The 12,749-nt window shown below is 44.4% G+C and carries 12 protein-coding genes; 9 read left to right on the forward strand and 3 right to left on the reverse strand.

From position 1 onward, the window contains the following. Nucleotides 1-2 precede the first annotated feature (2 nt). A complete protein-coding gene (gene thiI, locus ACX9NY_RS02395) occupies nt 3-1,244 on the forward strand; it encodes a tRNA uracil 4-sulfurtransferase ThiI (protein WP_339243148.1) in 1,242 nt (413 codons plus the stop codon). Between the two features lie 120 nt (nt 1,245-1,364). On the opposite strand, the gene ACX9NY_RS02400 is transcribed toward thiI, so the two are convergent. After that, nucleotides 1,365-2,075 carry a TerC family protein gene (locus ACX9NY_RS02400; protein ID WP_339235981.1) on the reverse strand — a complete coding sequence of 237 codons (711 nt, stop codon included), beginning with the start codon at nt 2,073-2,075 and terminating at the stop codon, nt 1,365-1,367. A gap of 87 nt (nt 2,076-2,162) precedes the next feature. Between ACX9NY_RS02400 and ACX9NY_RS02405 the strand changes: the two genes are divergently transcribed. The 6 genes from ACX9NY_RS02405 to ACX9NY_RS02430 all read left to right on the forward strand — a co-directional run bounded on the left by ACX9NY_RS02405 (nt 2,163) and on the right by ACX9NY_RS02430 (nt 7,936). After that, a complete protein-coding gene (locus tag ACX9NY_RS02405; RefSeq protein WP_339256454.1) occupies nt 2,163-2,822 on the forward strand; it encodes a TerC family protein in 660 nt (219 codons plus the stop codon). A 299-nt stretch (nt 2,823-3,121) separates the two neighbouring features. Beyond that, entirely contained in the window at nt 3,122-3,616 is a 495-nt protein-coding gene (locus ACX9NY_RS02410) for a hypothetical protein (protein WP_472476945.1), read from the forward strand. A 176-nt stretch (nt 3,617-3,792) separates the two neighbouring features. Next, on the forward strand, nt 3,793-5,637 hold the full coding sequence (gene typA, locus ACX9NY_RS02415) for a translational GTPase TypA (RefSeq protein ID WP_339235973.1): 1,845 nt from the start codon (nt 3,793-3,795) through the stop codon (nt 5,635-5,637). 298 nt (nt 5,638-5,935) lie between these two features. Further along, nucleotides 5,936-6,232: a YlaH-like family protein gene (locus ACX9NY_RS02420; RefSeq protein ID WP_339235971.1), complete on the forward strand. Its 297-nt coding sequence runs from the start codon at nt 5,936-5,938 to the stop codon at nt 6,230-6,232. A 91-nt stretch (nt 6,233-6,323) separates the two neighbouring features. Then, entirely contained in the window at nt 6,324-7,385 is a 1,062-nt protein-coding gene (locus ACX9NY_RS02425) for an LCP family protein (protein WP_472476947.1), read from the forward strand. Between the two features lie 98 nt (nt 7,386-7,483). Further along, nucleotides 7,484-7,936 carry a pyridoxamine 5'-phosphate oxidase family protein gene (locus ACX9NY_RS02430; RefSeq protein ID WP_124116004.1) on the forward strand — a complete coding sequence of 151 codons (453 nt, stop codon included), beginning with the start codon at nt 7,484-7,486 and terminating at the stop codon, nt 7,934-7,936. 7 nt (nt 7,937-7,943) lie between these two features. On the opposite strand, the gene ACX9NY_RS02435 is transcribed toward ACX9NY_RS02430, so the two are convergent. After that, entirely contained in the window at nt 7,944-8,642 is a 699-nt protein-coding gene (locus tag ACX9NY_RS02435) for a YhcN/YlaJ family sporulation lipoprotein (RefSeq protein ID WP_339235965.1), read from the reverse strand. A 152-nt stretch (nt 8,643-8,794) separates the two neighbouring features. On the opposite strand from ACX9NY_RS02435, the gene ACX9NY_RS02440 reads away from it, so the two are divergent. Continuing rightward, entirely contained in the window at nt 8,795-10,129 is a 1,335-nt protein-coding gene (locus ACX9NY_RS02440; RefSeq protein ID WP_024628438.1) for a PhoH family protein, read from the forward strand. A 222-nt stretch (nt 10,130-10,351) separates the two neighbouring features. Then, nucleotides 10,352-11,629, forward strand: coding sequence for an extracellular solute-binding protein (locus ACX9NY_RS02445; RefSeq protein WP_472476950.1), 1,278 nt, complete (start codon nt 10,352-10,354; stop codon nt 11,627-11,629). Here the strand turns inward: ACX9NY_RS02445 and ACX9NY_RS02450 are convergent. Then, entirely contained in the window at nt 11,621-12,700 is a 1,080-nt protein-coding gene (locus ACX9NY_RS02450; protein ID WP_339235958.1) for a hypothetical protein, read from the reverse strand. The two genes, ACX9NY_RS02445 and ACX9NY_RS02450, sit on opposite strands and share 9 nt — an antisense overlap. Nucleotides 12,701-12,749 lie beyond the last annotated feature (49 nt).

The raw sequence follows: 12,749 nt of genomic DNA on the forward strand, positions 1-12,749 counted from the left end.
ATATGAAATATGATATGCTGCTTCTCCGTTTCGGAGAGTTTATGTTAAAAGGAAAAAATCGTGCGCGATTCGAGAAAACGATCATTACACAGGTGAAAGCCTTACTTAAACCCTATCCAGGAGCAAGTCTTCGCAAAGAATATGGCCGTGTCTATGTGGATCTTGGCGGTGAATCACATACTGAACTGATTAAGGTGTTAAAGCGGGTATTCGGTGTGATGTCGATTAGTCCGGTTAAAGTTACTCCATCCGAGCTTGATGAGATTGTGAAAACCGCAGTTGCTTTTATGGACGAAAGGGAAGACGAATTTAAGGAAGGCACCACATTCAAGGTAAATGTAAGGCGGGTATGGAAGGAGTTCCCGAACTCTTCACATGAAATGAATCATCTGGTTGGTTCCCCGATCCTTCGGAAGTTCCAGCAATTGAGTGTTGATGTTCGTCAGCCTGATATTGAACTGCGAGTGGAAATTCGGGATCAAGGCACTTATATTTTCAATGAAACCATTCCTGCAGTGGGTGGGTTTCCGCTGGGGACGAATGGCAAAGCAATGGTACTGCTATCAGGTGGGATAGATAGCCCTGTTGCTGCCTGGTCTTCCATGCGTCGTGGACTCGAAGTGGAATGTGTACATTTTTACAGTTATCCGTTCACAAGCCAGCGGGCCAAAGAAAAAGTCATTGATTTGGCGCGTGCCCTTGCTGATCATGCAGGAACAATCAAGCTGCATCTGGTTCCATTTACGGAGATCCAAACGGCATTCACCCAACTGGGTCAGGACAATCTGATTATTACCCTAATGAGACGTTCAATGCTGCGAATTGCATCCAAACTTGCCGAGCGGGAGCGTGCACTAGCACTGATCACCGGGGATAGCCTGGGCCAAGTAGCGAGTCAGACTCTTCCGAGTATGAATGTCATTGGCCGTGCGACGGATCTACCACTGTTGCGACCACTGGTTATGATGGATAAACAGGAGATCATCACCCTGTCCAAACAAATTGGAACGTATGACATATCGATTTTGCCATATGAGGATTGCTGTACTCTCTTTGTGCCAAAGTCACCTTCTACCAATCCCAATCTTCGGATTGTGGATAAAATTGAATCAACCATGAGCCATCTGCCAGAATGGGTCGATCAAGCGGTAGAATTAACAGAAACCATCACGCTGCACGCCGGTGAAACTTCTGTGGTAACGAATCAGTCAGGCGATCAAGGCATGAAGGATGACTGGTTCTAAACTCAATAAAAATGAGCATGGCTGACATAATAAGGGCTATGTTAACTGCAAAAAAGGACTGTCCGATAAAATATCGTTCAGTCCTTTGCTGTGTTCAGGAGCAATTATAAATTAAATAGCCTACGAATAGGAGCGTTGCTGTTCCCCGCCAGATCCCTTGTGACTCGAACTGCTGGAGCGTTTGCGATAACCTGCAAAGACTACGCCTGCGATAACCACAACGATGAAGAGAATTCGCAATGCCGGATGTTCAGTAAAGTAAGGCGAGAGTCGCTGCTCCTCGGTAATCATATTGGATGCCGTATACCCGAGAACGATGGCTCCGACATAGATGATCCAGGGAAAGTGATTAATGAGCTTGATAAACAGAGTGCTGCCCCAGACGATAATAGGTACACTGATCAGGAGTCCGAGAATGACAAGCACAAGATGCTGCTGCGCAGCTCCGGCAACGGCAATCACGTTATCGAGTCCCATGGCTGCATCTGCGATCACGATGGTACGAACAGCAGTCCATAAGGAAGTCCCCGCCTGAATATCATTGTGTTCATCTCCCTGATCCGCCAATAATTTATAGGCAATCCAGATCAGCAGTATGCCTCCCACCAGCAAGAGCCAAGGCACTTTAAGCAACCATAAAACAACAACGGTTGCCAAGATTCGAATCAGAAGTGCGCCGCCCGTTCCATATAGAATTGCCTTTTTCTGCACGGAAGGGTGCAAATTTCGAGCTGCAAGGCCAATGACGATGGCATTATCTCCAGCCAGAATGAGATCAATAAAGACAACGTTCAGCAAAGCCAGCCAGAAAGCGGGGCTAAATAGCTCCATGTATTATGTCACTCCTTATATACGGTTCAATCATTAAGAATAGCATGGACAACTCTGACATACAAGTTAATGTGGGGGGATGAGGACATGGATACACTCTGGCTGTTGACTGAGATTTTAATGATCAATCTGGTATTGAGTGGAGATAATGCGGTTGTTATTGCGCTTGCTAGCAAGGATCTGCCACCGATACAACGCAAAAAAGCGGTATGGTGGGGAGCTTTTGGGGCGGTGCTGCTACGCTGTGTGTTAACCTTCGTCGCAGTGTTATTACTCGGGATTCCCTTTATCCAAGCGGCAGGTGGACTGTTGCTACTCTGGATTGCAGTGAAGCTACTGCTTCAAAATGAGGATGAAGTACATATTCGGGAAGCTTCTACGACGTGGAAAGCCATTCAAACCATTCTGATTGCCGATTTTGTAATGAGCCTGGATAACGTTTTGGCTATAGCGGCTTTGGCAGATGGAGATTTGGCTTTGATCGTCATCGGGATTGCAATAAGTATCCCCATTGTCGTATGGGGCAGTGGGCTAATTGTTGGTTTGCTCAAGCGATTTCCGATTCTGGTATTCGCCGGATCAGGCATTCTGGCTTTTACAGCTGGTGAGATGGTGATGAAAGACCCCAAGTTAGGAGAATGGTTGGGAGGAATGGCATCAGAGGTACACACGCTGTTGCCCGCAGCAATGGCTTGTCTTGTAATAGCGGTTGGAGGAGCCCATAAATTTGTGAGGAAGAACGCATAGTTTGACTATGGATAAAAGCTTGAACACAGGACCACCCGAACCCTCAGGTTTAGGCGGTCCTGTGTTGAGCGAATACTCTTGCCATTAGAAGTTCCATTGGGCTAGTCATAAGTTGCACATTTTAGGGTAATACAGGTAAAGGGCACTTGCAAAGTGCGACATAAAGTATAGTTTTTTGCCGAAACATCAGATACACTAGAAGCAGGATAACAGGTTAGGAAATTCAACAGTCAGCATGGATTGTAAATTGTTTATCAAAGAAATAAAGTACATAGCCATGGTATAAGAGGTGATTGCAGATGAGGATGAGAAATGAAAAAGCAATTGGCATATTTATTGTAGCTGCTGGAATTATTATTCTGCTCGGTAAGTTTGGCGTGTTTGGATTTATTGGTCGTAACTTCTGGCCTTTGCTGATCTTGCTGCCAGGCATAGCCCTTCATGCGTTATATTATGCACGTATTTCACCGTCGTGGTCACTTGTTCCAGCCGGCATACTAACGGTGTATGGTGTGTTATTCAGTATAACCAATACATGGGGTGCTGGACTGATGAGCAGGCTCTGGCCAGCAATTTTGCTTGGGATCGCCATAGGGCTGCTCGAATATGGAATTGCTGAGCGTCGAAGACCGGAATATGTATTACCTGCAGCTTTGATCCTTGGTGCGGTATCCATCATATTATTCGGATTTACCTTGCTGCAAACGGGAATAATCTATGTCCTTGCTGTTCTTTTGATCCTGGGCGGAGTCTGGTTATTGCTTGGACGAGGACGGCAAGGGAGAGGCTGGTAACATTCCCAATGGTCTTTTCGTGCGAAATATCTTGATTTTTACCTATAATAAACTATAATATAAGGGATATAGACATGCGTCGGGATATCACCGACGCTTATTTTGTGAGTAACCTGCGAAATTGCGGGAAGTTTAGTAGATAAGAATTGAAATTGGAAAGGATATGGATACAAACCATGCATTCAAGAGAACACATTCGCAATATTGCGATTATTGCCCACGTCGACCACGGGAAAACTACGCTCGTCGACAAGTTGCTCCAGCAATCCGGTACTTTCCGTGATCACGAAACGGTACAGGAGCGCGCAATGGACTCCAACGATTTGGAGCGTGAACGCGGTATTACGATTTTGGCCAAAAACACGGCTATAACTTATAAAGATTATCTGATCAACATTGTGGATACACCAGGACACGCCGATTTCGGTGGCGAAGTGGAACGTATCATGAAAATGGTTGACGGCGTATTGCTCGTTGTTGATGCTTATGAGGGCTGTATGCCACAAACGAAGTTTGTACTTCGTAAAGCACTGGAGCACAACCTGACACCTATCGTTGTTGTAAACAAAATTGACCGTCCAGCGGCTCGTCCGGCTGAGGTAATTGATGAAGTATTGGACCTGTTCATTGAACTGGGTGCCAACGATCAACAGCTTGAATTCCCTGTTGTATATGCTTCCGCATTGAACGGAACATCCAGCATGGAAAGTGATCCTGCTAAACAGGATGACAACATGGTGGCGATCTACAATACGATCGTTAGTCATATCCCACACCCTACCGAAAATGTTGAAGAACCACTTCAATTCCTCGTTACTTTGATGGACTACAATGAATACCTTGGCCGTATTGCCATTGGTCGTGTTAACCGCGGTGTGATCCGTCAAGGACAATCGGTAACGGTTATTATGCGTGATGGCAAGAGCAAAACTGCACGTATCGAGAAACTGTTCGGTTTCCAGGGTCTCAAACGTATTGAGACGGAAGAAGCAGGAGCAGGCGACATCGTTGCCATTGCAGGGATCAAGGACATCAACATTGGTGAAACCATTGCCGACCCGAACAATCCAGAAGCACTTCCAGTTTTGAAAATCGATGAGCCTACACTACAAATGACGTTCCTCGTGAACAACAGTCCATTCGCAGGTCGTGAAGGTAAATGGGTAACTTCCCGTAAACTTCGTGAGCGTTTGTTGAAAGAACTGGAAACTGACGTTTCCCTTCGTGTTGATGAAACGGACAGCCCGGATGCATTTGTCGTTTCCGGACGCGGTGAGCTTCACTTGGGTATCCTGATTGAGAACATGCGTCGTGAAGGATATGAGCTTCAAGTATCCAAACCAGAAGTTATCGTTAAAGAAGTTGACGGTAAGAAAATGGAACCTGTTGAGCGCTTGTTGATTGATATCCCTGAAGAGAGCATGGGTTCCGTAATGGAGAGCCTGGGTGCGCGTAAAGCAGAGATGGTTAACATGGTTAACACAGGTAGTGGTCAAGTTCGTCTGGAGTTCCTGATTCCAGCACGTGGTTTGATTGGATATAGCACAAACTTCCTGACATTGACTCGTGGTTACGGTGTTATGAACCATGCATTTGACAGCTACGCTCCAGTAGTATCCGGTCAAGTGGGTGGACGTCACCAAGGAGTGCTGATCTCAACTGAAACGGGTACATCTACGTTCTACGGAATGATGGGTGTTGAGGATCGCGGAACGCTCTTCTTGGAGCCGGGTACTGAGATCTACGAAGGTATGATTGTTGGTGAACACACACGTGATAATGATATCGTTGTTAACATCTGCAAAGAAAAACAACTGACTAACGTTCGTTCTTCTGGTAAAGATGATACAGTTAAAATTAAAACTCCGATTATCTTCTCATTGGAACAGGCGCTTGAGTACCTGAATGAAGATGAATATTGTGAGATCACACCGAAATCCATTCGTCTTCGTAAGAAGATCCTGAATAAATCCGAGCGTGAACGTGCAGAAAAACAACGCAAAATGGCTTCCAAAGCCTAATAACAACAAAATAATTTATATAAGTTAGCATTTGATGGGCCCGGCTAGTAACGAGAGCTTGTACAGCTAACGTAGTGTAGGGAACAGAATCGATTCTGAAGAAGCGATGCGTTCGCCTTTATCCCCGGATTTTACCATTGAAAATGAATCAAAAAAATCTGGGGATAACAGCGATCGGAAGAACGAGCTGAGACCGAAACGGTCACGATGCACGTACTGGCTCTCTAAGTTGCTAAAGGGAGTTTCATCAACCAGTTAACTTATACTCTAGCATGAACACGAAAGGAGCTGGCTGTGCATGCAAGCATGGTTCGCATCACACCCGATCGTAGCCTACATCGTCATCTTTGTATTGATTACTTACGTATATAACAAGGTGTTTCGGGTACGTCAGAAATTGCCACTTGGTAAGGAAATCGTTCTCTATATATTGATGGCGATGGGCACATTCATGCTTCTTATTTTCCAGATCGACAAGCTTCCCATCATTCAATGTTTGTTGGTTGCGGTTGGTTTGATGTTGTTAGTGAGAGTGCGTTATTTTATCGAAGGCCGTCAAAAGAAAAAAGCGGAAGCTACCGCTCGAAATTCATAAATCCTGTCTTGTACAGACCATCCGTTTTCCTTAGGGAAAGCGGTTGTCTTTTATTTAGACAAAAAACAGATGTGATAAAGGTGTTGAAGATATGAACTCAAATTCGAACGGACTGCCTCCACGGAGACAGGCACCAACGCAATCCGGTGCTTCTGGATCGAAGAATGGCAAGGGCAAGCAGCCTAAGAAGAAAAAGAGAATGAATGCTTTTGGCAGAATCTTTTTAAGTCTATTGGTTATTGCCATTCTGGTAGGCGGTGGATATGCGTACTGGGTATACAATCAAGTCGTGGATACAGGCATCGATAAACCGGTACCTCCCGGCATGTCAGCCACAACCAAACCGATCACGATGCTGTTATTAGGCACAGATAACCGTCCTGAAACGGGCACATATCTCTCGGATGTCGTAATGGTGGCTTCGTTGAATCCGGAGACCAAGACGGCAACCATTGTATCTTTGCCACGAGACACGCGTATTCAATTGGATGGGTACAAATCCAACAAGTTGAATTCCTATTATCCGAGGTTTAAAGCACAGGAAAAAACCACTGGCAAAAATGCAGAGGATCAGATGAAAGAAATGATGAGTAAGTATTTGGATGTAAATATTAATTATACAACCGTACTGAATTTCCAGGCTTTCCGTGACGCTGTTAATGCCGTGGGTGGCGTGGATGTGACTGTGGATAAAAATATGTGTTATAGAGATACAGCCGATGGGACAGATATCAATCTGGTCGCAGGCGCACAACATCTTGATGGTAAAGCGGCACTGGATTTTGTGCGTTACCGCAAATCCAATTGTAATCCGAAGACTGCTGAATCCAATGACTTTGACCGTAACAAACGTCAAAACCAAGTATTGAACTCCATGTTGGATCAGATGAAATCTCTTGGGGGAATTACGAAGATTAGCAAAGTGATTGGTGCAGTTGACAAGAACATGACGACAGATGTGGAATCGGAACAAATGAAAAACTTTATCTCGACGTATTGGAACATCTCCACCTCGGATGTACATTATACTCCGGTAACCGGAGAGTGGAGAAGTCCTTATGTGTATATTAATGAAACGGAACTCGCCAATGCGAAGCAGGCATTACAAGATACCCTTTCAGGTAAGGTAACCACTTCAACTTCGAGTGAATAACCTTCATTCTTTTGGGATTGGAAGCACATTAATTCGTATGCTATAATAATATAAACCAAGTTTAAGAATTGCATAAAGAAGGTTAGGGGGCTGGTTGAATGTCCGAAGCCGTCACACAATTAACTGAATCTCTTTTACAGCAATTCAAGAATGAGACCTTTGTGCTGCTGAGCACAGTGGATGTAGAATCCGGAGGTCCGACTTCAACAGCCATCTCCTGGATTTATGCGGAGAATGCTTCTACTTTTCGTTTAGCGATCGATCATCGTTCGCGCTTAGTGAATAACATGATGACTAACCCGCTCATTACGATTACTGTCTTTGGAGAAGAGACAGTGTACGCAGTGAACGGACGTGCTGCGGTACGACAAGATCCGCTGCAGGATGTTCCATTTAATATGTGCTGTTTCGACATTACGATTGAAGCGGTGAGGAATGCTCTGTTTTACGGCGCTCAACTGTCCTCCGTGCCTCAATATGTCAAAGTATATGATCAGCGTGCTGCTGAAAAATTAGATGGGCAGGTTTTTGCTGCCATGAAAAAAGCCTAGTGAGAGATCACTGGGCTTTTTGTTGTCTTTTGTCTGATGAATGCAGCTGCTGCATTTGTTGTTTTTGATTCACGTGTTCATCCGGATTTTGACGGACTTTGACGTCTTTCGGGAGTTGAGGGATAATTCGTCCCACCATGTCAGCGAGTTCTGAAGCAAAACCGGATATGGGGTGCCCTTGACGGATATGTTCACCAATCTCTTTAATTCGTTCAGTGACATCGGCATCAGCAGTAACAATGGAATCTACACCTTCGGGATCTTTACGAAGCGCTTCGGCAACAGCGTATTTGATGGTACCTACCCGAGCACGTTCCAGTTCACCATCAACATCAATACCGACGACAGCCGTATTACCGAGTATGACGCAGTTCGCATCTTTAACACCTTCCACTTGCTTGGCAAGTGCTTTAAGGTGATTGATCCGTTTTTCATTTGGCATCCGGCCACTCTTTGCATCATCCGCAATGTTGGTATCGTGGACTTCACCTGTATTTTCATTAAGACGGTCCAAACGTGAAGGATTCAACCGATCTTCCTGTGCATCGAGCATGTGAGATCCTTTCCTTTGATCTTGCTGAGTTGTAATATTTCCTCCGTAGCTTCTTGGATGTGACGTATGCGGTTCCTGAGAAGCGTTACGAGTGGTACTATTGCAACCTGTAAGTATAAAGATCAGAAGCAGCGTGCAAACCCATATTTTCATAAATGTTCATCCTTTCTTGGAGTTTTTCAGAATGGTTGACAATTATTTTGCCCTAGTCGAATACATTTATGTATGGGATCATGATTGTCCATGCCGCTGCTGAAAGATCACACTATCCATGCCTTTAACGACGCCGCTTTGGAGGGGATTGAATGAAAAAGATTTTTGTATTGGATACCAACGTGCTTCTGCATGACCCCAATGCCATATTTGCCTTTGAGGAACATGAGGTAATCATTCCCGCGGTTGTATTGGAGGAGATCGACTCCAAAAAAAGAAATGCCGATGAAATTGGGCGTAATGCCCGTAATGTATCCAGACTGTTGGATGGATTACGTGAGCTGGGTCACCTGCACAGTGGGGTACCTTTGGCTAATGGAGGTAACCTGAAAGTAGAGCTGAATCATCGGAGTTTCGTAAAAGTTCAGGAAATGTTTGGTGAAGTATCCAACGATAATCGAATTCTGGCTGTCGCACTAAATTATCAGATCGAAGAGAATGAAAAGGAAGTAGTCGAACGTCAGGTCGTGCTTGTCAGTAAAGATGTACTTGTTCGTATCAAAGCGGATGTACTTGGTCTGTTTACACAGGATTACTTATCAGATCGGACGGCAGGACTCAGCGAGTTATATCCAGGTTATACGGCCCTAAAAGTTCATCCGTCAGTGATTGATGAGTTTTACACATATCGTTTTTTACCAATCAAACCGCTACAGTTGTCTTACTCGTTGTATCCGAATGAATTCGTCATTCTCAAGGATGAGATGGGAACCAATAAATCGGCTTTACTTAAAGTGAATACAGAGGGAACAAAGCTGGAGCCGCTTTTCCTCAGTAATGATAATGTCTGGGGCATTAGCGCACGTAACGCACAACAACGCATGGCACTGGAACTGCTTTTAAATGACGACATCCCGCTTGTTACCATTACCGGTAAAGCTGGAACAGGGAAAACCTTGCTGGCACTTGCAGCAGGTCTGCTTAAGGTAGAGGATGATCATAAATACAAAAAACTGTTGATCGCTCGTCCTGTCGTTCCGATGGGGAAAGATATCGGTTACTTGCCTGGTGAGAAGGAAGAAAAACTTCGTCCATGGATGCAGCCGATTTATGATAATCTGGAGTTTTTGTTTGACACCAAAAAAGCCGGGGATATCGATAAAATTCTAATGGGGCTTGGCAGTATTCAGGTGGAGGCATTAACGTATATTCGTGGAAGATCGATACCTGGACAGTTTATCATCATTGATGAGGCTCAGAATCTGTCCCGCCATGAAGTGAAGACCATTGTATCCAGGGTCGGTGAAGGCAGTAAAATTATTTTGATGGGTGACCCCGAACAGATCGACCATCCGTATCTTGATTCGGCCAGTAACGGTCTGACGTATATCGTGGAACGGTTTAAGCAAGAGGGAATCAGCGGACACATTATGCTCGAAAAAGGTGAGCGGTCCAAGCTGGCACAACTTGCGGCTGATTTATTGTAAAATTCAGGGGATTTATTTCCCGGAAAATGTTGTTATTGAAGCCGGCTCTTGGAGCCGGCTTTTTTGCTGAAAAAATAAGAAAGCGTTATTGCACAGAACTCGATATGCTCGTAGTATGCAAAAATCCGAAAAAGTGTTTTTCGGCAGGGTAGGACAAGAGTACTACTTATTTGTTACAATAATTGCTGCAGGAAAAAACTAGGTGAACAAGGAGGGAAGTTAATGAAGCGTAAACATCAGGTTGTTTTGTTCGCGGTATTGCTGCTTTCGTTAACGATCTTGTCACCGAGTTTTGACTTTAGAGGTTCGCAGCTCAATCAGGAACAAGAGAAGGAGAAGGATGCTTTTCCGGGTAATTCGTCACGTAATGAAGATGCTCAATCTCCACTGGAGATTGTGGTTGCCATGTCGGATGAAGAGTTCCAAGCCTTTCAAAAGTTAGCCAAAGAAGTTGCTGCTTCCCAGCTGGTAGAGATTAATCTTCGGAATGAGAAGCCGGATACATATAAGCGTGTTTTGGATCTTGAATTTTCACTAGGAGAGAACGGCGATGTGGTTCTGCTTGATAGTGAAGAAGTGCAATACTATGCCCAAAAAGGGTACCTGTATCCTTTAAATGGAACAACATTATCGAAGTCTCTCGGTGATACAGTAGTTGGATTACGGGGAATGACAGAGTGGAATGGTTATCAATGGGGAATGCCTTTTGATTTTGATCCGTACATTCTGGCTGCACAATCTTCATTTCTGAAGAGAGCTGGAATGGAGTCATTACCTCACAATAAAGATCAGTGGGTCAAACTTACTCAACAAGCCAATGCCGAAGGAATCCCTTTAATTACAATGAACATCAATGATATGTACGGGACAAATGCGTGGTTAAATCATCTTGAACCGAGAATGGCACCTGATCAAGTTCATCAAACGCCATTAGATTCGCAACCGGGAGACCTCCAGCAGGGGATTCAATTGATGAATCACATTCAACCTCATATAATGGTCCAGTCTACCTATCCGATGTTCTCATCAACTGCTGACGAGACTAACATACCAATGGTTGTATCCTTGTTATCTCAATTATTAAGTGCAGATCAAGCGAGTACCGTTCATAAAGATTCTTTGGAGCGCATTTCTTTTGAATCCTTGGAAACAGTAAGCTCCAGAAGCCTTGTCATTACTTCGGGTTCGGTTGAGGCTGAGGAGGCCAGTAGATGGATTGAAGGCATGACGTCCGCTCCTTCACAGTTAAAATGGTACCAACAGGTCAACCGTTTGCCTGCAAAGCAACAGGAACTGGATTTGGAGTCCGAGAAACTTACTGGACGTTATGAAATGACAAAGAGACATTCCTGGTTCTCAACAACCCAAGATGCCCCTGCGTCAACGACAGAAAGTCTTGCTCTAATCACTCGTTTTCATAAAAAGGTACAACAATTCTTAAAGGGAGAGATTACAGCGAATCAATACGTAAATAGCATTAGAACAAGCTCTTTAAAATGATATAGCTAGTTTAACTTCCAGTATGCCTTCACTTGTTGAAACATCCGTTGCTTTGACAAAAGACAGGATTTTCTGTGGGTAGAATCCAAGGTCGAATTCTCTTTCCAGCATTCGGCGGGTGGTGTCGGGCAATTCAAGCTGATTAAATACTAGTTTGTCTACATGAAAACGAATGGAGTTCTGAGGTTCATTTTCTACCGTATAATGTCCTTCAATGCTTAATTGCAACTGATCCCGCTGACCGGATGCGATAATCTTATCCTGATTAAACTGAAAGGCAAAGTCTTCAAAGATAGGATTTTGCGAACGTAAAAATGCGTTAAGCTCATCCTGCCCAATACGAATCGTATACGTTGTTCCAGTTGTGGATATGCCTCCGTTTTGTTTTTGTATAAAATCAGGCAGGTTCTGCATGGCAGATGCCAATGCTTTGAAATATCGTTTCACCTCATAGATGCCGATATTCTCCCAATAGAGAGTTAATTCATCCATTAGTTTCTGAATCGCCGCCGCATCTCCGCTGGTGGCTATTTGGGCATCTACTTCTTTTTGCAAGGCGACTACACGTTCCCGCTGGTTTTGAAGATTAGTCTTCATTTCGGTTAGTTCTGCTGTAGTCTGACGAATCTGAGTGGAAGTCTGTTGCAGGTTGCGATACCGGTCCTGATACTTGTCCAGCACAGCCTGATCCCGTCCAATAATAATCTGATAATAATCATACAGTACAAACAGGTCTTTGAATGACCGGGCCCCCAGGACCGTCATAAGAAGACTGTCACGTTCTCCAGTATAGTAGGACCTCACTACAGCTCCGGCCCGATCTTGCTGAATATGTATCTGTTCTTCCTGATCCTGAAGTTGGACGGATAATCTCTCGTATTGTTGAGCCAGCTGCTTCTGTCTGCCTGCGATACGTTCAATTTCATGATCGATTTCGACGATGGATAGACTTTTTTGCAATATTTCACGTGTATCCTCAGATGAAGGCTCTCCATAGGCATAGTTTGAGGGTAGTTGCAGAAATACAATGATGCATAATATAAATGCGGCAATGCCGTTATGACGTCTCAACGATCATTCTCCTTTCCACTTCTTCAATGACAATAGTACAGGCTAGTTG

Source organism: Paenibacillus sp. CB74, from assembly GCF_055687625.1.

Bases quoted from the DNA above. Each gene is read 5' to 3' on its own strand.
- ACX9NY_RS02445 (WP_472476950.1), top strand. From the start codon at position 10,352: ATGAAGCGTAAACATCAGGTTGTTTTGTTCGCGGTATTGCTGCTTTCG.
- ACX9NY_RS02410 (WP_472476945.1), top strand. From the start codon at position 3,122: ATGAGGATGAGAAATGAAAAAGCAATTGGCATATTTATTGTAGCTGCT.
- ACX9NY_RS02420 (WP_339235971.1), top strand. From the start codon at position 5,936: ATGCAAGCATGGTTCGCATCACACCCGATCGTAGCCTACATCGTCATC.
- ACX9NY_RS02435 (WP_339235965.1), bottom strand. From the start codon at position 8,642: ATGAAAATATGGGTTTGCACGCTGCTTCTGATCTTTATACTTACAGGT.
- ACX9NY_RS02425 (WP_472476947.1), top strand. From the start codon at position 6,324: ATGAACTCAAATTCGAACGGACTGCCTCCACGGAGACAGGCACCAACG.
- ACX9NY_RS02405 (WP_339256454.1), top strand. From the start codon at position 2,163: ATGGATACACTCTGGCTGTTGACTGAGATTTTAATGATCAATCTGGTA.
- ACX9NY_RS02430 (WP_124116004.1), top strand. From the start codon at position 7,484: ATGTCCGAAGCCGTCACACAATTAACTGAATCTCTTTTACAGCAATTC.
- typA (WP_339235973.1), top strand. From the start codon at position 3,793: ATGCATTCAAGAGAACACATTCGCAATATTGCGATTATTGCCCACGTC.
- thiI (WP_339243148.1), top strand. From the start codon at position 3: ATGAAATATGATATGCTGCTTCTCCGTTTCGGAGAGTTTATGTTAAAA.
- ACX9NY_RS02400 (WP_339235981.1), bottom strand. From the start codon at position 2,075: ATGGAGCTATTTAGCCCCGCTTTCTGGCTGGCTTTGCTGAACGTTGTC.
- ACX9NY_RS02440 (WP_024628438.1), top strand. From the start codon at position 8,795: ATGAAAAAGATTTTTGTATTGGATACCAACGTGCTTCTGCATGACCCC.